Here is a 19,765-nt window from a genome sequence, read left to right on the forward strand (position 1 = left end):
TTACCGGTGGTGCGGTGGTACGGGTGGTGCCTCGGGTGCTGTCGTGGTGCGTCCGCCCGTCAGGCGCGGGCGCCCAGGTCCAGCATCCCGGCGTGCAGCAGCCGCTTCAGGAGCCGCTGCTGGCCCTCGTCGAGGTCCTGGACCAGCTCGTGCCAGAGCACCGGGCCCTTGCGCAGCCGCTCCCACAGGCCGGCCGCTCCGTCGCGCTCGTCCAGGCCGCGGACCTGCGTGCCCTCGGGGTCGTCGGTGAAGTAGAACCGGTGGGCGGGGAGCGTCCGGTCGAGCGGCGACTCGACGAGGTCGCCGTTGCGGACCGGGTCGTCCCAGTAGTCGGCGATGGCCTTCTGCTCCTCCGCCGGCATGAGGTCCGGGTTCGGCGGGATCGCCGCCTTGAAGCCGGGGATGTCCAGCGCGGGGCCCTGGAGGACGGCGACGTTCTCCTTGAGGGACACCTTCGTCTCGGCGTCCAGTCGCAGGTCGTTGGCTTCGGCGTACGCGGCCATGAACGGGCCGTTCACGTCGAGCGCCGACAGGCCCTCGCCCTGCGTCAGCACCTGGAGGAGGTCCGGGGTGAACGCCGTGTTGAGCAGCGCCTGGAACGTCGCCTCGTGGTCGGGGCCCGCGGGGCCCTCGGTGCCGCGGCTGTTCCAGTACACGCTCTCCGGGTTGTCCTTGCCGATGGCGTAGTACCACTGGTCGATGGAGAGCGCGAAGGACGACGCCATGCCGTGCCACTCGGTGTCGTAGTCCTTCCACAGGCCCCGCACCTCGGCCTCGCTCAGGCCCTCGCGGCGCGTCTCGCGGATCAGCGCGGCGGCGGCGCGGGCCTGGTTGGTGGCGAAGGCGACACCGGAGGAGAACAGCGGGTCGACGAAGTACGAGGCGTCGCCGAGCAGGATCCAGCGGCCCTCGTAGTCGGCGAACTTGTCGTTGATCATCGAGTAGTTGGTGGCCGTCAGCATCTTGTTGTCGATCGGCGTGACGTCCTGGATGAGTTCCTTGAGCTTCGGCACCTCCTTGACCGTGCGGAGGAACACCTCCGGGTCGGTGAAGTCGGTGCCCGGCTGCTTGAGGATGTTCGGGTCGGTGACGATGCCGATCGAGTGGGTGGTCACCCGCTTCCCGTCGATGACCTTCCGGACGGGGATGTACCAGCACCAGCCGTCGCGGAACGCGAAGCAGCCGATCGGGGACATGTCCCCCTCGCGGAAGATGTTCCAGTCGCCCTCCAGCGTCTGCGTCGGCTTGCCGCCGAGGTAGTGCTGCCAGATGGCGATGTTCCGGTAGCCGGACAGCCACTCGCGCCGCTTCTTGGTGACGATGCTGTTGCGGCGGCCCGAGGCGTCGACGAAGAACCCGGCGCGGACCGTGCGGCCGTCCTTGAGGGTGACCTCCTGGCCCTCGCCGTCGGGCAGCAGCGTGCAGTCCGAGACGGCCGTGCCCTCGAACACCTCGGCGCCCAGGTCGCGGGCGTGGTCGAGCAGGATCTTGTCGAACTCGGACCGGTTGACGTGGATCGCCCAGCGGTACGCGCCGTCGCGGACGGTGTTGAAGTGGTCGAAGAACGCGACGTGCGGGTCCTGTCCGCGCCACTGGAATATGCCGCCGAACTTCTTCACCCAACAGTCGCTGGCCAGGACCTTCTCCAGCGCCCCGGTCTCTTCCAGGACGGGTATCAGCGGGTGGGCGAAGGATTCCCCGATGTGCTCGCGGGGGAACTCCTCCTTCTCGAACACGGCGACGCTGAGACCGCCCTGCCGCATGAGCAGGGCGGCGAGCGACGACCCGCCCGGGCCGCCACCCATGATCACCACGTCGTAGTACGGTCGCATCAAGTCTCGCCTCTCGTTGTCCGATGCAGTACGGATGGTGCGAGTGGTACGGGTAGTACGGGTGGTACCTGTGGTGCTCACAGGACGTGCACGCGCCGAAGGTGGCGCGGCGAGCCCTGGGTGAACGCGGTACGGCCGTGCAGCAGGGCGTGGTTGTCGGTGATGACGAAGTCACCGTCCTCCCACGCGTGCTGGTACATCACGTCCGGGGAGTACAGGCGCTCTCGGATGTCGGCGAAGAACGCCTCCGCGTCGGTGTCCTCCGGCAGCCCCTCCACGTCGAGGAAGAGGGGGCTGAGGAACTCCTCGGGGTCCAGCGGCTCGGCGTACCGGATGATCGGCACGCCGGTGTGCGGGTGCGACTGCACGAGCGGGGCGGTGATGTGCCCGCCGTAGTGCGCCGTCTTCTCCTTGCGGTAGGTGACGTTCAGCGCCTCCCACTGGGCGCGCTTCTCGGCGGGCAGCGCGTCCAGGACCATCGTGGTGTCGCAGAACGTCGTACGGCCGCCGGTGTCGCGGGCCGGCGCCTTCACGCACTGGAAGATCTGGTGCGTGGGCGTCTTCTCCGCGAACGCCCCGTCCCAGTGGTAGGGCACGGGGCCCGGCGTGAACACGTAGTCCTTGGGGTCGGCGTGCACCTCCAGGTCGAGGACCTCGCCGAAGTTCCAGGACAGCAGGTCGCCCCAGCGCCGCGCGTACGCGACGAGCTCGTCCTTGTGCGCCCAGGTCCGGAACCGGCGCAGGACGACCACGCGGTGCTCGCCGACCAGCGCGCGGACGGCGTCCAGGTCGACCTCGCCGAGGTCGGTGCCCTCCTGCCGGGCCTCGACGACGGCACCGAACGGCTTGAGGGCGGTGACGGTGTACTCGGTCATGACGCGACCTCCTCGATCAGCGGCTTGAGGGATGACGAGACGTTCGGGGCGATGTAGTGGCTGACCCGGCCGCCGCGCATGACGAGCGTCGCGCCGAGCTTCTCCGCCTCGTGGCGCTTGACGAGGCGCACTCCATCGCCGTCGTCGAGCGCCACGCCGTGCCAGGGGGTCAGCCAGTTGTCCTTCGTCCGCATCATGTGGATGCCGATCTTGGCGGAGTGGCTGACCTGCGGGTGGATGGAGAGCCGCAGCGCCTCGGGGAAGAAGTCCTCGACGAGGTTGCTCCACGCGTCGCTGCGCTGGATCACCTGGTACGCGAGGGACTTGGTCTCCTCGCGGACGCTGTTGCGGCTGCGGCCGGTGCTCAGGGCCATCCGGTCCTCGAAGAGGAACCGGTGTATCCCGCCGAAGATGTTCCGCGCGGCCGGGTCCGCGAGGGCGCGGGCGCGCACGTCCTCGACGGGGACGGCGTACTGGCTGGTGAGCATGGCCCGCTGCTCGTCGTAGGGGAAGCCGGGGAACGCGTCCTCCAGGCCGTACGTGTTGATCGCGTCCGCGCCGATCGCCCGGAGTAACAAGTCCAGTTCGGCGCCGTACGCGCGGACGACCTCGTCGGGGACGCCGACGAGGTCGCTGAAGACGTAGCCGTCGGAGCAGATGGTGATGCGCGCGCCCGGCTCGTAGTAGTGGCGGGTGTAGTCGCACAACTCCTGGAGGAACTCCAGCGACACCCGCTCCGCCATGTCCGGGAGCGTGCCGAGCACCTTCTCCGGGTTGGGCGACTTGGCGGGGAACGCCGGGATCACGAAGTGGATGGGAACGCCCTGTTCGATGAAACGCTCGACCTTCGGCCGGTGCAGCGCGAAGCACTCCTCGCACGTCCCGGTGGCGCAGGCGCTGTCGGCCGGCCCGTGGGCGAGGCGGCGGAACGAGAAGACCAGGCGGAGAATGTCGTCCGCGGGTGAACCGGACATCGTTCCCTCCTTGAGGGATAAGTGGGGTTCGGTCATCGGATCGTGTGGAACCGGATGCGTGCGGTGTGCGCGGTGGTCTCCAGCGCGTCGAGGCGGGCCAGCTCCAGATCCGGGGCCTGGGCGGGCCCCGGCCGTCCGTATCCGAAGCTCACCCAGGCCGCGGGCATGCCGGCGGCCCGGGCGGCGGCGAGGTCGTGGCGGCTGTCGCCCACCATGAGACCGGCCGTGCCGCCGGCCAGTTTCAGCGCGTGGTGCAGGGGTTCGGGCGACGGCTTGCGCCCGGCCGGGCCGTCCCCGGTGACGACCGCGTCGAAGCAGCCGTCGAGGCGCAGCGCCTTGAGCAGCTCACCGGTGACGCCGCCGGCCTTGTTGGTGCACAGCGCGGTGCGGACACCCGCCGCGCGCAGCCGCTCCAGCAGCGCCTCGGCGCCCGGGTACGGCCGGGACCCCTCGGCGGGCGAGGCGGCGTAACCGGTCAGGTACGCCTCCTGGGCGCGGGCCACGACGGCGGGGCCCACGGCGCGCCCGGACTTGCGTACGGACGCGTCGATCAGCGCCGTACCGCCCTCGCCCACCCGGTCCCTGACCTCCGCTCGGGACAGGACCGGAAGGCCGTGGTCGCGCAGGGCCGCGTTCACCGCGCGGACGATGTCGTCCAGCGTGTCGACCAGGGTGCCGTCGAGATCAAAAAGGACTGTGTCCACGGTTCGGAAGCCGGTTTCCGTGGTTTCCGTGCGCGTAGTGATGTCGGCCTCAATTCCTCGATGCTGGTACGGAGCCGGCGGGAATATCAATACCGCCCGGCGGGTCGCTTCCGGCCACGACGAGGGAACGGCCCGGCGGGGCGTATGTCAAAGGGGCTCGCCGGGCGTGTCGGCGGCGTGTCCGGGAAGAACGAAAGGGACGCCGTGGCGCCCCGCGTGCATGCTGAACACCCCAGCTGAGCTGGGGATATGTGCGAACGAAAAGTCAACGGATGTGGTTCATCATCGTTTTACGCGTTGTTTACGCGAAAAACCTGGAGGCCCCCGGGAGGTGCTGTCCGAACCGGACATGAAACACCAACCTGAGGCCCATCCTCTTGGCGGCCACAGGCTTTTGTCAAGGGTCGTCCACCGACACCGGCGAGCGGGAACGGAACGGTATCGACCTGGTAGCCCGGAGCCTCAGGCTCATGATGCTGTCGTCATACGCCTGCAGAGGATGCCCTATGCCATGTGCCTCTATTCCTGCCTATAGCACGAGCGCGCAGGTGACCCGCCGGCGGATCACCAAGAACCTGGTGGCCCTTGGAGAGCTGTACAACGAACTCACCCACTCCCTGACCTCGGCCCGGCCCCCACAAGGGGTGGTCGAGCGGGTCCGGGAACGCGGCACCCCCGGCATCCCGCTCAACAGCCGCGCCGTCGACGTCAGGGACCGCATCCGCCGGACGCTGGCGAGCTGGGCCGCCGTGGTCCGGGAAGGGCGGGGCGTCCAGGCCCCGACCCGCAACACCGTCGCCCTGCTGGCCTTCCTCAGCCACCACTCCGGATGGCTGGCCGGGCACGAGGCGGCGGCGGACCTCGTGGCCGAGACCGATGAACTGGTCACGTCCGCCTGGGGCGTGCTGTCCGGGCGCACCGACCGGCACATGGTGGTCGGGCCGTGCGTGCGCCCCGGCTGCCGGGGCACGCTCGTCGCGCACCTCGGCTCCGGAACGTCGCCGTCCGGCCGGGCCGCGATCACGTGCACCGCCGAGCGCGGGCACACCTGGTCCCCGGAGCTGTGGCACACCCTGCACGAGACGCCGTCGCGCCCGGGACGCGGCGCGGCGGGGCTGACCGCGCAGGACATCTCCACCGGCTGGCGCATCGCCTCCGGCACGGTGTACTGGCTGGCCAACACGCACCGGTGGCGGCGCCGCAAGGACGGACGCCAGGTCTACTACGACCGCGACGACGTCCTCGCCACCATGCGCGCCCGCGCGGCGGCCCCCCGGGAAGCCACCTGACCCCGGCCCCCGCGGGTCCCGCCCGCCGGCCGGCCGCGGGCGGACGCCCCACGGGACGGGGCGGGTCCGCAGGGGCGCGCGCATGCCCGCGGCCGGGGCGGCGGACACGGCGCGGCCGGGGGTCACGGGGCCACCGCCTCCGTGGTCAGGGGCGGGGCCGCCGCCGCGGGGGAGCGGTGGTCGAAGGCGATCAGCGGGTCACCCGTCAAGGGGTGCTCCACCACCGCGGCCCGCACCCCGAACACCTCCGCCAGCAGCTTGGGCGTCAGCACCTCCCGCGGCGTCCCCGACGCCACGACCCGCCCCCGGTGCAGCACGTGCAGCCGGTCGCACACCGACGCCGCCGCGTTCAGGTCGTGCAGCGACACGAGCGTCGTGCGCCGCTGCTCCCGCAGCAGCGCCAGCAGCTCCACCTGGTGCAGGACGTCCAGGTGGTTCGTCGGCTCGTCCAGCACCAGGACGTCCGGGTCCTGCGCCAGCGCCCGCGCCAGCAGCACCCGCTGCCGCTCGCCCCCGGACAGCGCCGAGAACGACCGGCCCCGCGCCTCTCCCATCCCGACCCGCTCCAGCGCCCGCGCCACCACGGCCCGATCGGTCGCGTCCTCCCCGGAGAACGGCCCCTTGTACGGGGTGCGGCCCATCATGACGATGTCGCCGACCGTCAGCTCGAAGTCGCTGGTCCGCTCCTGCGGCAGCGCCGCCACGCACCGCGCCACCTGTACGGGGGTCAGGCCCCACACGTCGCGCCCGTCGACCAACACCCGGCCGGCCGCCGGCCGCAGGTGCCGGTACACGGTGCGCAGCACGCTCGACTTGCCGCTGCCGTTCGGCCCGACGAGCCCCGCGATCTCACCGTCCGCCGCGATCAGGTGGACACCCGACACGACGGCCCGGCCCGCGTAGGCGACGCTCAGCTCCTCGATGGCGATGTTCACGCGTTCCTCCCGAGGCGCCGGTCGAGCAGGTACAGCAGCGCGGGCGCGCCGATCAGGGACGTGACCACGCCGACCGGCAGCTCCTGCGTGTCCAGCGCCGTACGGCACACGATGTCGACGACGACGAGCAGCACCGCCCCGAACAGCGCCGACACGGGCAGGAGCCGCCGGTGGTCCGCACCGACGAGGAGCCGGCAGGCGTGCGGCACCATCAGGCCGACGAAGGCGATCGCCCCGGACACCGCGACGAGCACCCCGGTCAGCACACTGGTGACCACGAACAGCTCGCGCCGCAGCCGCGCCGGGCTCACCCCGAGCCCCGCCGCCGTCTCGTCGCCCATCATCATCGTGTTCAGCGCCCGGGCCCGCGCCAGGAGCAGCAGCAGTGCCACCGGTACGGCCGCGGCCGGCACGGCGAGGGTCTCCCAGCTCGCCCCGCCGAGGCTGCCCATCAGCCAGAACAGCACGCCCTGCGTCTGCTGCTCGTCCCCGGCCTGGAGGACGAGGTAGCTGGTGAACCCGGTCAGGAACTGGCCGATGCCCACCCCCGCCAGGACCAGCCGCAGCGGCGAGAAACCGCCTCCGCGCCGCGCGATCAGCCACACGAGCGCGAACGTGGCCAGCGCCCCGGCGAACGCGGCGCCCGACGTGCCGAGCCCGAGCGCGCCGCCCGCGCCCAGGCCCAGCACCAGGGCGCCCACCGCGCCGAGCGACGCGCCGGAGGAGATGCCGAGCAGGTACGGGTCGGCGAGCGGGTTCCGGACGAGCGCCTGCACCGCCGTGCCGACGAGGCCGAGCCCCGCGCCGACGACGGCGGCCAGCAGGGCCCGGGGGAGGCGGAGCTGCCAGATGATCAGGTCCGACGTGCCCGGCCGGGGCGCCTCGCCGGACAGCCGCCGCAGCACCACCGACCACACCTCGCGCGGAGGCACGTCCGTCGACCCCCACGCCACGGCGAACGTGAGCGCGGCGAGCAGCGCCGCACCCAGCACGGTGGCGAGGACCCCGGCCCGCACGTGCCGGACCCCGGGCGCCCTGCCAGGCGTGTGGTCCGGCCCCGTGCGGGCGGGGGTGGTCTGCGCGTTCGCCTCCACTGTCGGCATTACCGTCCGGCCTTCACCTTGCTCGGGTACAGCGTCGAGGCGATCTTCTCCACCGTGTCGGCGTTGCGCACCCCGGCGATGGTCGTCGCCTCGGACCCGATCCGCAGGTACTTGCCCTCCTTGACGGCCTTGAGGCCGCGCGTCGCCGCGTTGCCCTCCAGCCAGGCGCGGGCCTCGTCGAACGCCTTCTCGGTGGCGGCGGCGCTGCCCCGGTCGCGGACGGCCAGCTGGATCCAGTCGGGATCGGCGGAGACCACGTCCTCCCAGCCGACCTGCTGGAACGTATCGTCACAGCCGGCGAAGACGTTCCGGGCGCCCGCCAGGGTGATGACCGCGTTCGCGACCTGCCGGTTGCAGACCGCGATGGGCTGCTTGGTACCGGCGTCGTAGTCGAAGAAGAAGTACGTCGGCCGGTCCTTCTCCGGCGTCGGGCCGAGGGCCTTCTGGACGGCCGCGACCTTCCGGTTCATCTCCGCGACGAGCTCCGCCGCCCTGTCGGACGTACCCGTCACGGCGCCGAGGGTCTCGATGTCCCCGGTGACCGCGGTGAGGTCGGTCACGGGGGCCTTCGCCGCGGCGGCGCACGCCGTCGACTTCAGGTACACGTGCGTGATGCCGGCCGCGCGGAACTCCTTCTCGGTCGGCTTGTCGCCCATGCCGTGCCCGCCGCGGTTCGCCGAGGCGAACGTGTCGATGTACAGGTCGGCGCCGGAGCCGAGCAGCTTCTCCTTCGGGATGACGGTCCGGCTCAGCACCGGGACCTTCTGCGCCTGCGCGTCCAGCTCCCCGGGGAGGGTGCCCTTGCCGGGCGGGAAGCCGGTGCCGACGACCCTGTCGCCCGCGCCGAGCCGCAGCAGCAGCTCCAGGGCGGCGGCGTTGCTGGTGACGATCGCGCGGGGCGCCGACTCGACCGTCGTGCGACCGCCCTCGCAGTCCGTCACCTGCACGGGGAAGCCGGCGGTGGCGCCCGCTCCCCCGGTCGCGCCGCCGGACGACGCGGAGCCACCGCCGTCCGAGCCGCAGCCGACCGCGGCGAACGCCAGGACGGCCGCGATCCCGCACCGCACGCGAGGTTGCCTCACCACTGTTGACCCTTCCTTGCCGTTCGGGCCGGAGAACGACCCCGGACAAGTAGTCGGCGCGGCTTCCCGTGGAGTTCCCGGCGGGTTCGCCCGTCCGTGGAACCCCTTCCCGAACGGCCTCCTGCGGAAGGCGGCCGTTCGATTACAGTGCTGCGCCGGAGTCACGTCGTGGGGGAGGGGCCTCTCGGTGAGTACCACAGCGGCAGCCGTCTGGGGCCGGGTCGAACAGCAGGACTACCGCGCCCGCGTACGGGGCTGCCTGCTCGGCGGGGCCGTCGGCGACGCCCTCGGCGCCTGCGTGGCCCGACTGCCCGTCGAGGCCGTCCGCGACGCCCACGGCGCCGACGGGCTCACCGACCTGGTGCCGGTCCACGGGCGGCGCGGCGCCGTCACGTACGCGACGCAGCTCAGCCTGTTCACCGTGGACGGCCTGATCCGCGCCCAGGTGCGCCGCGACACGGGCGTCTGGCACCCGCCGACCGACCTGCACCGCGCGTACCTGCGCTGGGCGGCGACCCAGCGGGACTGGGGGCCCGACGAGCGGCGCGAGGACAACGGCTGGCTCGCCTCCCAGGAGTGGCTGTACACCCGCCGCGACCCGGCCCGCGCTTGCCTGACGGGCCTCGCCGACGACGTCCCGGGCACCCCGGCGGCGCCGAAGAACCCGGGGGCGCGGGACGCGGGCGCGCTCGTCCGGTCCGCGCCGTTCGGGCTGCTGGTCGGGTGGGAGCCGCACCTGGTGTGCCAGCTCGCCGTGGAGTGCGCGACGCAGACCCACGGCCACCCGGTCGCCTACCTGGCGGCCGGCGCGTACGCGGTGGTGGTGCACGGGGTGGCGCGCGGCCAAGGCGTCGAGTCGGCGGTGCGGGCCGCGGTGGCGCAATTGGCGGCCCGGCCCGGCCACGAGCCGGTCACCGGCGCCCTGGAGCGGGCTGTGGCCGCCGTGCGCCAGGGGGTGCCGTCCCCGGACCGGATCGCGTCGCTGGGCGACACGGACGGGGAGTCGGCGGAGGACGCCCTGGCGATTGCCGTGTACTGCGCCCTGGTCGGCGAGGACGTGCGGCACGGGCTGCGGCTGGCCGTGAACCACGACGGCCCGTCGGAGGTGACGGGCGCGCTGACGGGTGCCCTGCTGGGGGCCCTGCACGGCGAGACCGCCCTGCCGCCGGCCTGGCTGGCCGAGTTGGAAGGGCGGTCCACACTGTTGGAGCTGGCCGACGACTTCGCGATGGAGATGACGCAGGGCCCGGCGCTGCACGGTCCGTCGACGGCCGCGCCGGGCTGGCTGGCCCGCTACCCGCGCGGTTGAACGGCGGGGGCGGGGGCGGTGTCGGGGGCCTCCGTGTTGATCTGTTCGAGCACGGCGTCCCGTTCGGGGGTGTCCTCCGGCTTGAGGTAGCCGATGAGGATATACAGGACGAGCGACGTGGCGACCGGCGACACGATCTGGATCTGCAACTCGATCCCGTCGAGACCGTAGTTGGTGAGCCAGAAGGCGAACAGCCCGGCGGCCCACGAGACGAGCGCGGCGGTCGGCCCGGACCGGCGGAAGGCGCGCAGCATGCCGAGCATGAACGGGATCGCGATCGGCCCCATCAGCCCGGCCACCCACTTGATGACGACGGTGATGATGTCCTTGAACGTGGGCGAGTTGACCTGGGTGGCGATGGCCATGGAGAGCGCCAGGAACGCGACGGTCGACCAGCGCGCCGCGATCAGCCCGGCCCGGTGCGTCCAGGAGCGGGCGGCCTTCGACAGGACGGGCATGATGTCGCGGGTGAAGACGGCGGCGATGGCGTTGGCGTCGGAGGAGCACATCGCCATCGTGTGGGAGAAGAACCCGACGATGACCAGACCCAGCAGGCCGTGCGGCAGGAGCTGCTCGGTCATCAGGGCGTACGAGTCGGAGGCGTCCGGCTTCTCCGGCGTCACCAGCAGCGGCGCGACCCACATGGGGAAGAACAGGACGAGCGGCCAGATCAGCCACAGCACGGACGACAGCCACGCGGACCGGGTGGCCGCGTGGGCGTTGGGCGTGGCCATGTAGCGCTGGGCCTGGTTCCACATGCCGCCGTTGTACTCGAAGGTCTTGATGAAGAGGTACGCGAGCAGGAACGTCAGCGTGTACGGGCCGGCGGTCGGCTCGGCGTGCCCCTGGAGCTCGGGCCGGTCCCACACGGTCCACAGGGCGCTGAACCCGCCGAGCTCGGCGAGGACCGCGACGAGCATGGCGATGCCGGCGAAGAACTGGATGATGAACTGGCCGAGTTCGGTGAGCGCGTCGGCCCACAGTCCGCCGACGGTGCAGTAGATGCCGGTGATGACGCCGGTGATGAGGATGCCCTGGTTGAGGGAGATCCCGGTGAAGACGGAGAGCAGGGTCGCGATGGCCGCCCACTTGGCGCCCACGTCGACGATCTTCAGCAGCACCCCGGACCAGGCGAGGGCCTGCTGGGTGCGCAGGTCGTAACGGTTCTTCAGGTACTCCAGGGGCGAGGCCACGCCCAGCCGGGAGCGCAGCCGGTTGAGCCGGGGCGCGAACAGCTTCGCCCCGATGGCGATGCCGATGGCGATGGGGAAGGACCAGGTGACGTACGAGGTGATGCCGTAGGTGTACGCGATGCCGGCGTAGCCGGTGAACATGACGGCGCTGTAGCCCGACATGTGGTGGGAGATGCCGGACAGCCACCAGGGCATCCGCCCGCCCGCGGTGAAGAAGTCCCCGACGTCGTCGATTCGTTTGTGCGACCAGAGCCCGATCGCCACCATGACGCCGAAGTAGCCGATGAGCACGGCCCAGTCGAGACTGTTCATGTGTCCCCTCCGGGGGTCCGCCTTGTGAACACCACGCCACTTCGTCAGTGCGGCTTGAGTAAGCGGTTTCCCCCGTGCGGGAGCGGGGGATTCTCGGGGATTGAACCCTCCGTTCGAGGGACCGGTCAAGACCTTTCAGGGTCAAGGATGTGAACGCAGGTCACCAAGCAGAACGACTTTACTTGTTCTTGACCATCGGGGCCGTTGTCGTCGGTGCGCGCCCCGGCGGAGTATGACCGGGCGCTTCGTCAGGGCCTCCACGGCCGTGCGTACACGACGACGGCCGCGCGGGATGCGGGTCCCGTGCGGCCGAGAAGAGGAGGAGGGGAGAGGAAGAGGAGAAGCGGGGCAGGGCAGGGCGGAGGGGTGCGCGGAAGCGCCGGGGTCCGGAGCGGGGAGGCGGGACCCGGCGGTGCCACTCACGGGCCACCCTGCCGGGTACTCACCGGTATGTCGACCGTCCGTACGGAAAGGTCCGGAAAAGGAGCCGGTGGGGAACCGGCGAGGGGTGGGGCCGGCAACGGACCCGGGAGCGGCCCCGGAGCGACTCCGTGGGCGGATCCGGGAGCAGCCCCGGAGCGGCTCGCGGGAGCGGGCCCGGCAGGGGCCCCGGTGGCCGTTCCGGCAGCGGGCCCGGACAGGGACGAGCCCCCTCGGCCGGGACGGCGGACCAGTCGAGAGGGCTCACGCGCAGTGCGGGGAAAGGGCGTCAGGCTCAGAAGGAGCCGGTGCTCACCTCGCGGACGAACGCGTTCCACGCGTCCGGCACGAAGGTGATCGACGGGCCCGCCGGGACCTTCGAGTCGCGGACCGCGATCGACGCGACGACGGGGGACTTGACCTCGACGCACGCGCCGTTCCCGCCGGAGTACGAGGACTTCGTCCAGGTGTCCGTGGCGCCCTGAATAATGGCCATGATCTAGCTCCGGTTCTGGCTGGTGGTGGCTGACTGGCAGCCACGCCAACCCTTCAGGCTGGCGTGATCGACGCTACCGGCCCGGCCTCCCGGCCCGGCACCGTCGTTCACTCGACCGGATGGCGTGCCCCGGCATGGCCTTCCGCTGGTGGCCGGCCACGCTGTACCGTGCCGGCTTCTCCAGCAGCGCATCCGTCAATCCCGGACGAACCCGGGCAAGGCAGGCGGCTCGCTCTCCGCGTGGTCCTTCGCGATCCTCGCCATGAACCGCCGGCTCTGCTCCACCCCCAGCGCCTGGGCGCGCAGGTGCTCGTACATCACCGTGTACCGCTGCACGTCGTTCGGCTTCTCCAGGTACAGGTCGCTGGTCACGCCCTCGATGTAGACGACGGACGAGTCGGTCGCGTCGGGGAACTCCAGGATCGCGTAGTGCCCGCTGATCCCCGTGTGCGCGCCCATCTCGAACGGCAGCACCTGCACGGTGACGTGCGGCAGGTGCGACTGCTCGATCAGCGCCTCCAGTTGCGCCACCATCAGCTCGCGGCTGCCGACGACCCGGCGCAGCGCGCCCTCGTCGATCACCGCCCAGAGCCGCAGCGGCTTCTCCGCGTCGTTGATCCGGTCCTGGCGGCGCGTACGGACGTTCACCCGCTTCTCGATCTCCGAGGCGGGCACCTCCGGGAGCGCGCCGGTGATGACGGCCTGCGCGTACGACCGGGTCTGCAGCAGTCCGGGCACGACCTGCGGCTCGTACACGCGCAGCGACGCGGCGTCCGTCTCCAGACCGATGTACACGCTGTACGGGATGTCGCCGAAGGCGTGCCACCAACCTTGCTGTCGCGAATCCTTCGCCATCTGCATGAGCGAGTCGACGATCCGCCGGTCCTCGACCTCGTAGACCCCGCACAGGTCGCGCACGTCGCGCTGGCTGATCGAGCGGCGGCCGTTCTCGAGGCGGCTGATCTTCGACTGCGAGACCAGCAGGCGCTCCGCCACCTCCTCCGCCGTCATGCCCTTCTGCTCGCGCAACCGGCGGAGCTCCATGCCCAGTCTGCGTCGCCTGACGGTGGGATTGACATTGGACGCCACGGGAACTGCACCTCCGGCTGCCTGGCTGTTGCTGGCGTTGCTCTGTGTGTCTACTGCTCAGCAGACTGCCACCAAAGGACGTGCCGCGCTGGAGAATTGCCACACGGGTGAGCGACCGCGAACGCGCGGGGCGGCCGGTGGCCGCCCCGCTCGTCCGGTGTGACGCCCGACCCGGCCCGTGTGGGGGCCGGGTCGGACGGAGGTGCCGTACGGGCGTGGCGCTCCCCCTACGGGTGGTGCTGCGGTGCTGCGTGGTGCTGCGGCGCGGTGTCGCCGCGGGCCCGCCGGGGCGCTCGAACGCGTCGAGGCTCAGTGGGCGGCGACCTGGGCCATGGAACCCGGCCCGGGCCGCGAGGGGGACCGCAACGGGGCGGCGGCGGCCTGGCGGCCGTTGTTGCCTCCCTGTGCGGCGGTACGGCGCGGCTGCGCGCCCACGCCGTTCTGGACGTCCATCACGGCGTGCGCCACGAGACCGCCCATGGGGTCGTGCCGGATCAGATCCCGGAGCCGGGAGCGCGACGAGCGCCCCTCGTTCCCGGGGTACAGGTGCTTGCCGAGACCCACCGCGTGCGCGAGCGCGGCCAGTGCGGCGGTCCGCGGGTCCGGCGGCACACCGGTGCGGATCGCGCTGTCCAGCCGGGCCCTGATCTCCCGGCTGATGGCCGTGTCCGTCGCCTGGTAGCGGGTCGTCGGCAGCACCCCGCACATCTGGCTCTCCACGGCATGGACCATGCCGCAGCGCTCCAGGTGCGAGAGGTACGTCTGACGCAGCCCCAGCCGGGGCCCGCCTATCCAGTGGACGGCCCGTACCGGACTGCCGCGCCTGCGCAGCAGTTCCAGTGCGGAGTCCAGCGTCGGATCTCCTGTCGGCCGTGGCATCACCACGGCGATACGATCCCCGTCAGGGGCTATCCGTCCTGCCAGAGCCAGCTCCACTAGCTGTGCTCCGGCGAGACCGAGGTCGAGCGACTGCGGCTGCGCTGTGGTACCCGTGGCCGGGTCCAGAGCGAGCAGCAGAAGCTCCTCCGGAAGTGTTCTGCGGCTCCTGCCCATCCATGCCTCCCCGCGTGGATGAATGACAGGGTGACCCCTCTCACATTCATCTGTCGAGAGCACCCGGGTGCTTCGTACGGGAACCAGTAGGTATGTCGTTCTCGTCTTGCACGGGAGCCAAGCGCTCACACAGGACACTGGTACATGGTTCGGACAACGCGTTGGTTGAGGAGGCACGGTGGCGGGCGAGTCCCCCGACAAGTCGGAGCAGCGTAGGTCTCCGGGGGAGAGGGCGGCCGGCGGCCGCGATCCGCGGCTCGCCGTCGGCGACGCGACCCCGGCCGGAGTGGACCAGCCGACGGCGGTCTTCAAGGCCCCGAAGCCGACCGCGGAGACGACGGAGCCGCGCCCCGCGAAGCCGTCGTTGATCGCCCAGCGCCAAGAGGCCGTGACGGCCGAGCCGGTGGAGACCTCGGAGGAATCGGACCCCGAGCCCGCCACCCCGGCCGACGAGCCCTCCACCTCCGACGAGCCTGACGGGCCCTCCTCCGCCGATGAGGCCGGTGCTTCCGATGACGCCGGTGCTTCCGGCGTGACCGACGCGTCGTCCGGCGAGGACGGGGCGTCCGGGCCGTCCGGCGTGACGGCGGTCCCCGGGCCGTCCCGCGCCCCGGGCGACTCCGATGACGACTCCGACAACGACTCCGACGACTCCGGTGCCGGTGAGACGCCCGACGAAGACGAAGACGAAGTCGAGGGCGAGGACGAGGACGAGGACGAAACGGACCCGGCGGCCGAGGGCGGGCGGGACGACGCGGCCTCCCCGGTCTCCGGGGCGCGCGGCGACGCGGGGGCACCCGAGGCGGCCGGCGCGGACGCGGCCGGGAAGCTCCGTACCGCGAGCGGCACCACGGCCGGCTCCCGGGCGGCGAAGGCATCCGGGGCGGGGACCTCCGACGTGTCGGAGCCGACCCGCGACTCCGGAACGGACGCGGCCGAGGAGCCCGAGTCCGGGACGAAGGCCGAGTCCGAGGCGGGATCTGGGAACGGGGCGAAGCCTGGGTCCAGGGTGGAGGCCGAGGCCGAGTCCGGGGCGGAGCCCGGGGCCGGGGCGAAGCCTGGGTCCAGGGCGGAGGCCGAGGCCGAGTCCGGGGTGAAGTCTGAGTCCAAGACGGAGGCCGAGTCCGGAGCCGGGGCGAAGCCCGAGGCGGGGGCCGAGGCCGGATCCGGGGCCGGGCCCGTGGACCAGCCCACCGCCGTGTTCAAGGCGCCCGGGAAGCGCGACGGCGCCGCTCCCGCCGTGGACCAGCCCACCACCGCGCTCAAGGCGCTCCCGTCCGGGGCCGAGGGGAAGCCGGTCGACGGGAAGCCCACGCCCAAGTGGGCGGCGGGCGCGGACGGTGACGGCGAGCGGCCCGGCACGTTCGTTCCGCTGCGCTCCGACGACGTACGTCCCGCCGCGGCCGCGACCCGCACCGCGAAGACCGGCGGGACCGCCTCCGCGCGCGCCACCGCGACCGCGGCGGCCACCGCCGAGGCGGCCGGCACCGGCTCCCGCACCGCGTCCGCCGAGGCGGCCGACACCGCCCTCGACGACGCCGAGGTGACCGCGGCCGTCACCCCGCCGTCCCTCACCGAGGCGGAGCGGACCAAGCAGCAGCCCATGCCGCCGCGTCCGCCGCTCGACCTGCTGGCGGAGCTGACGAACACGCCGCCCCCGCCGGACACCCCGGTCCGCACGCTGGTCCGCCGCGTCAAGATCTGGACGCCTCTGGTCGTCCTCCTGCTGATCGTCTTTGCGACCGTGCAGTTGCTCCGCCCGCTGCCCGACCCGTCGCTGACGCTCTCCGCCGACGCGACGTACACCTTCGAGGGCGGTCGGCTGAAGATGCCGTGGCCCACCGAGGGCCAGGGCGCCGTCGAGGTCGAGGGCGTCGGAGTGGTCGGCACGTACGGGCCGCAGACCCCCGCGCCGACCGCGAGCGTCGCCAAGGTGATGACGGCGTACGTGATACTCCGCGACCACCCGATCAAGGACAAGGACTCCGGTCCGAAGATCGAGATCGACCAGAAGACGGAGGACCAGGCGAGCAACCCCGACTGGTCCACCGCGCCGGTCGAGAAGGGCCAGCGGTACACGCAGGGCGAGCTGCTCCAACTGCTGATGGTCCGCTCCGCGAACAACGTCGCCCACCTGCTGGCGCGTTGGGACGCGGGCTCGGAGGAGGCGTTCATCAAGAAGATGAACGCCACCGCCGAGGACCTCGGCATGACCGGCACGGTCTACACGGACGCGAGCGGCTTCGACAAGGGCACCGTCTCCACGCCCAAGGACCAGCTGAAGCTGGCGAAGGCGGCGATGAGGTCCGACGTGTTCCGCGAGATCGTCGACATGCCGAACCTGAACCTGCCGCAGATCGGGCGGCAGTTGGAGAACGGCAACACGATCCTGCTCAAGGACGGTGTCAACGGCATCAAGACCGGTACGTCCACCCCGGCGGGCGGCAACCTCCTGTGGTCCGCGAACACGGTGGTCGACGGGGAGGTGCGGCGCGTCATCGGCGTCGTGATGAACGTCAAGTCCGGCGTGACGCTCTCCGAGAGGACGAAGCTCGCCGTCGAGACGTACAGCTACGGCCTCATCAAGGCCGCGCAGGACGGTGTCGTCTCGGCGACGGCCGTGAAGAAGGGCGACGTCGTCGGATACGTCGACGACGGCCTCGGCGGCCGTACCCCGGTCGTCGCGACGAAGGACCTGAAGCCGGTCGGCTGGGCGGGTCTGGAGGTCGAGCTGAAGCTCACCGAGGGCAAGGACGGCAAGGGCGGAGTGCCGGGCGCGGCGGCCGAGGGCACGGTCGTCGGCGAGCTGGCGGTCGGCTCCGGCGAGGGCCGGGTCGGCGTTCCCGTCGCGCTCCAGCGGGACCTGGAGGAGCCGGGCTTCGGCGCGAAGCTGACGCGCATCGGCTGACGCACACCACGCGGCGTCGGGGCGCCCCGGACACCGGGGCGCCCTCGCCCGTACCGGACAGGGAGCCGACGAGTGACGACCACGCAACCGCCCGCCCCGCGCGGGTGGCGCCGCCGCGCCGGACGCCGGTCAGCGCTCCGCGCCGGGCTCCCGACGCCCGGGCCGACGGGATCGGCCGGACGGGCCGGGCCGGTTGGGTCGACGGGATCGGCCGGGTCGACGGGGTCGGCCGGGTCGTCGGGGTCGATGGGACCGGCCGGGTCGACGGGATCGGCCGGGCGGATCCGGTGGGTCGGGCCGGTCGGTGTCGTCGTCACGGCGGCGGTCCTCGCGGCGGTCCTGCACGCCGGCTGGTTCCTGTTCGTCGCGAACAGCGGCGGTGACCTGGCGGCGCAGGACGCGTGGGCCGACTTCGCGGACCGGCACCCCGGTTCGGCGTACAACCTCTCCTGGTACGGCGGGATGCACACCGTCTCGTACAGCGCGCTCTCGCCGTACGTGATGGCGCTGTTCGGCGTGCGGGCGACGATGATGGCCGCCGGGACGGCCTCCGCGGCGCTCACCGCGCTGGTCCTGGTGCGGACGCGGGCCGTCCGCAACCCGCTCGCCTGCTCGCTGGCCGCGGTCTTCGCGCTGCTGTGCAACGCCCTGTCGGGGCGGGTGACGTTCGGGCTGGGCCTGGCGTTCGCGCTGGGCGCGGTGGCCGTCGTCTTCTGCGGCCGGTGGCCCCGGCCGCGCGGCCCGCGCCCGAACCGCGCGGTACGCGGCGCCACCGCGGCGCTCCTGGCGGGGACGGCGACGGCGGCCAGCCCGGTCGCGGGACTGTTCGTGGGGGTCGTCGCGGCGGCGCTGTTCCTCGGCGGGCGGCGCCCCGCCGCGTACGCGCTGGGCGTGCCGCCGGTCCTGGTGGTCGCCGCGTCGGCCCTGCTGTTCCCCTTCTCGGGGACGCAGCCGATGGCGTTCGGGACGGTGCTGCTGCCGCTGGCGTTCGGCGTGCTGTGCCTGCTGGCGGCGGACCGGTCGTGGCGAACGGTCCGTACGGCGTCCGCCGTGTACGCGGTCGGCACGCTCCTCACCTGGCTGGTCGACTCGCAGATCGGCTCGAACGTGACGCGGCTGCCGATGCTGTTCGCGGGCGTGGTGCTGCTGGCCGCCGTGCCGTACGCGGCGTCGCGGCAGGTCCGGTACGGGCTGCTCGCCGCACTGGTGGTGTTCCACGGGTGGGTCGGCTTCAAGAGCGTCGACGACGTGCTGGTGACCACGCCCCACGCGTCCTGGGCGGAGCACGCGGCGCGGCCCCTGCTCGACGAGCTGGAGCGACGGGGCGCCGAACGGGCCCGCGTGGAGGTCGTCCCGGCCCGCAGCCACCGCGAGTCCAGCGCGCTCGCCCCGTACGTCACGCTGGCGCGCGGCTGGAACCGCCAGGCCGACCTGGAACGCAACCCGGTCTTCTACGACGGCTCCCTGACCGCCGCGAACTACCGCGCCTGGCTGGACCGCTGGGCCGTTCGGTACGTCGTCCTGCCGACCGGCACGCCCGACACGGGCGCCCGCGAGGAGACCGCCCTGATCGAGGGCGGCCTGCCGTACCTGGACCTGGTGTGGTCCGACGCGCACTGGCGCCTCTTCTCCGTCCGTGACGCGACGCCCCTGGCGGGCCCGGCGGCGACGGTCGACCGGGCGGCGGCGGACCGCGTGACGCTCCGCGTGGACAAGCCGGGCACGGTCCTCGTCAGGATCCCGCACTCGCCCTGGCTGTCGTTGGTGGACGAGGAGGGCGACCGCCTGGCACCGCCGGGGGACGCCGGGCGCGCACCCTGCCTCCGCAAGTCCGCACGTACGGCGGACGGCGACGAGTGGACGGAACTCCAGGTCCCCTCGGCGGGGACCTACCACCTGGCCTCGCCGTACACCCTCTTCCCGCGGGGCACTCCCTGCCCCGCGGCACCCGACTGAGGGCCCTTGGCACATTTGTTGCCAGACAGAGGGGCCGCAGGGTTGACCGTGGTGCGAAGCCAAGCCTTGAATGCCGTGCGTCTTCGCGAAGCGACCGTATGCGGGCGTGGTGGTGTGGATCTCCAGTGATTCTCCGGCGGGAGGGGCAGTTTCGGGGGCTGGGGCCGGAGTCGGGGCCGGGGCCGAGGCCGGAGTCGGGGGCGGGGCCCGGGATCGGGGGCGGAGTCGGGGCCCG

Annotated in this window: 15 protein-coding genes; 4 read left to right on the forward strand and 11 right to left on the reverse strand. The window is 72.3% G+C overall.

Going from position 1 to position 19,765, the window contains the following annotated elements; translation table 11 throughout:
• Window positions 1-59: 59 nt before the first annotated feature.
• From AC07D6_RS14850 to AC07D6_RS14865, 4 genes are all read right to left on the reverse strand, one after another.
• Window positions 60-1,832 (reverse strand): NAD(P)/FAD-dependent oxidoreductase, encoded by a 1,773-nt coding sequence (locus tag AC07D6_RS14850; RefSeq protein ID WP_479044472.1) that lies wholly within the window; start codon window positions 1,830-1,832, stop codon window positions 60-62.
• A 77-nt stretch (window positions 1,833-1,909) separates the two neighbouring features.
• Window positions 1,910-2,707, reverse strand: a complete 798-nt coding sequence (locus AC07D6_RS14855) for a TauD/TfdA dioxygenase family protein (protein WP_479044475.1) — start codon at window positions 2,705-2,707, stop codon at window positions 1,910-1,912.
• Window positions 2,704-3,681, reverse strand: coding sequence for an L-tyrosine/L-tryptophan isonitrile synthase family protein (locus AC07D6_RS14860; RefSeq protein ID WP_315880346.1), 978 nt, complete (start codon window positions 3,679-3,681; stop codon window positions 2,704-2,706). Before AC07D6_RS14860 ends, AC07D6_RS14855 begins: the two co-directional genes overlap by 4 nt.
• Before the next feature lie 32 nt (window positions 3,682-3,713).
• Window positions 3,714-4,385, reverse strand: a complete 672-nt coding sequence (locus tag AC07D6_RS14865; RefSeq protein ID WP_315880347.1) for an HAD family hydrolase — start codon at window positions 4,383-4,385, stop codon at window positions 3,714-3,716.
• Between the two features lie 548 nt (window positions 4,386-4,933).
• On the opposite strand from AC07D6_RS14865, the gene AC07D6_RS14870 reads away from it, so the two are divergent.
• The gene (locus AC07D6_RS14870; protein WP_479044478.1) at window positions 4,934-5,674 is read left to right on the forward strand and encodes a hypothetical protein; all 741 of its coding nucleotides are present in this window, start codon (window positions 4,934-4,936) and stop codon (window positions 5,672-5,674) included.
• A gap of 122 nt (window positions 5,675-5,796) precedes the next feature.
• On the opposite strand, the gene AC07D6_RS14875 is transcribed toward AC07D6_RS14870, so the two are convergent.
• Genes AC07D6_RS14875 through AC07D6_RS14885 form a run of 3 tightly spaced genes read right to left on the reverse strand, consistent with a single transcriptional unit; the run spans window position 5,797 to window position 8,794 of the window.
• Window positions 5,797-6,609, reverse strand: coding sequence for an ABC transporter ATP-binding protein (locus AC07D6_RS14875; protein WP_315880349.1), 813 nt, complete (start codon window positions 6,607-6,609; stop codon window positions 5,797-5,799).
• The gene (locus AC07D6_RS14880) at window positions 6,606-7,712 is read right to left on the reverse strand and encodes a FecCD family ABC transporter permease (RefSeq protein ID WP_315880350.1); all 1,107 of its coding nucleotides are present in this window, start codon (window positions 7,710-7,712) and stop codon (window positions 6,606-6,608) included. Before AC07D6_RS14880 ends, AC07D6_RS14875 begins: the two co-directional genes overlap by 4 nt.
• Window positions 7,712-8,794 (reverse strand): ABC transporter substrate-binding protein, encoded by a 1,083-nt coding sequence (locus AC07D6_RS14885; RefSeq protein WP_479044483.1) that lies wholly within the window; start codon window positions 8,792-8,794, stop codon window positions 7,712-7,714. The genes AC07D6_RS14880 and AC07D6_RS14885 overlap by 1 nt, the downstream gene beginning before the upstream one ends.
• Before the next feature lie 187 nt (window positions 8,795-8,981).
• Here AC07D6_RS14885 and AC07D6_RS14890 point away from each other — a divergent pair, with 187 nt between their 5' ends.
• A complete protein-coding gene (locus tag AC07D6_RS14890) occupies window positions 8,982-10,103 on the forward strand; it encodes an ADP-ribosylglycohydrolase family protein (protein ID WP_479044485.1) in 1,122 nt (373 codons plus the stop codon).
• Here AC07D6_RS14890 and AC07D6_RS14895 read toward each other — a convergent pair.
• The 4 genes from AC07D6_RS14895 to AC07D6_RS14910 all read right to left on the reverse strand — a co-directional run bounded on the left by AC07D6_RS14895 (window position 10,088) and on the right by AC07D6_RS14910 (window position 14,666).
• Window positions 10,088-11,608: a sodium:solute symporter family protein gene (locus AC07D6_RS14895; protein WP_479044487.1), complete on the reverse strand. Its 1,521-nt coding sequence runs from the start codon at window positions 11,606-11,608 to the stop codon at window positions 10,088-10,090. The genes AC07D6_RS14890 and AC07D6_RS14895 overlap by 16 nt on opposite strands.
• A 715-nt stretch (window positions 11,609-12,323) precedes the next feature.
• Entirely contained in the window at window positions 12,324-12,524 is a 201-nt protein-coding gene (locus AC07D6_RS14900) for a DUF397 domain-containing protein (RefSeq protein ID WP_315880354.1), read from the reverse strand.
• Window positions 12,525-12,719: 195 nt separating this feature from the next.
• The gene (locus tag AC07D6_RS14905; protein ID WP_315880355.1) at window positions 12,720-13,613 is read right to left on the reverse strand and encodes a helix-turn-helix domain-containing protein; all 894 of its coding nucleotides are present in this window, start codon (window positions 13,611-13,613) and stop codon (window positions 12,720-12,722) included.
• A gap of 309 nt (window positions 13,614-13,922) precedes the next feature.
• On the reverse strand, window positions 13,923-14,666 hold the full coding sequence (locus tag AC07D6_RS14910; RefSeq protein ID WP_315880356.1) for a GOLPH3/VPS74 family protein: 744 nt from the start codon (window positions 14,664-14,666) through the stop codon (window positions 13,923-13,925).
• 178 nt (window positions 14,667-14,844) lie between these two features.
• On the opposite strand from AC07D6_RS14910, the gene AC07D6_RS14915 reads away from it, so the two are divergent.
• Together AC07D6_RS14915 and AC07D6_RS14920 are read left to right on the forward strand one after the other, a co-directional pair.
• On the forward strand, window positions 14,845-17,574 hold the full coding sequence (locus AC07D6_RS14915) for a D-alanyl-D-alanine carboxypeptidase family protein (protein ID WP_479044491.1): 2,730 nt from the start codon (window positions 14,845-14,847) through the stop codon (window positions 17,572-17,574).
• 246 nt (window positions 17,575-17,820) lie between these two features.
• Window positions 17,821-19,530 (forward strand): MFS transporter, encoded by a 1,710-nt coding sequence (locus AC07D6_RS14920; protein WP_479044494.1) that lies wholly within the window; start codon window positions 17,821-17,823, stop codon window positions 19,528-19,530.
• The last annotated feature ends 235 nt before the right edge of the window (window positions 19,531-19,765 follow it).

Source organism: Streptomyces sp. NPDC045287 (assembly GCF_056432325.1).

What these genes read in the sequence shown, in the direction of transcription:
- AC07D6_RS14850 (WP_479044472.1), bottom strand. Translation starts at nt 1,832, where the DNA reads ATGCGACCGTACTACGACGTGGTGATCATGGGTGGCGGCCCGGGCGGG.
- AC07D6_RS14855 (WP_479044475.1), bottom strand. Translation starts at nt 2,707, where the DNA reads ATGACCGAGTACACCGTCACCGCCCTCAAGCCGTTCGGTGCCGTCGTC.
- AC07D6_RS14860 (WP_315880346.1), bottom strand. Translation starts at nt 3,681, where the DNA reads ATGTCCGGTTCACCCGCGGACGACATTCTCCGCCTGGTCTTCTCGTTC.
- AC07D6_RS14880 (WP_315880350.1), bottom strand. Translation starts at nt 7,712, where the DNA reads ATGCCGACAGTGGAGGCGAACGCGCAGACCACCCCCGCCCGCACGGGG.
- AC07D6_RS14895 (WP_479044487.1), bottom strand. Translation starts at nt 11,608, where the DNA reads ATGAACAGTCTCGACTGGGCCGTGCTCATCGGCTACTTCGGCGTCATG.
- AC07D6_RS14900 (WP_315880354.1), bottom strand. Translation starts at nt 12,524, where the DNA reads ATGGCCATTATTCAGGGCGCCACGGACACCTGGACGAAGTCCTCGTAC.
- AC07D6_RS14910 (WP_315880356.1), bottom strand. Translation starts at nt 14,666, where the DNA reads ATGGGCAGGAGCCGCAGAACACTTCCGGAGGAGCTTCTGCTGCTCGCT.
- AC07D6_RS14920 (WP_479044494.1), top strand. Translation starts at nt 17,821, where the DNA reads ATGGGACCGGCCGGGTCGACGGGATCGGCCGGGCGGATCCGGTGGGTC.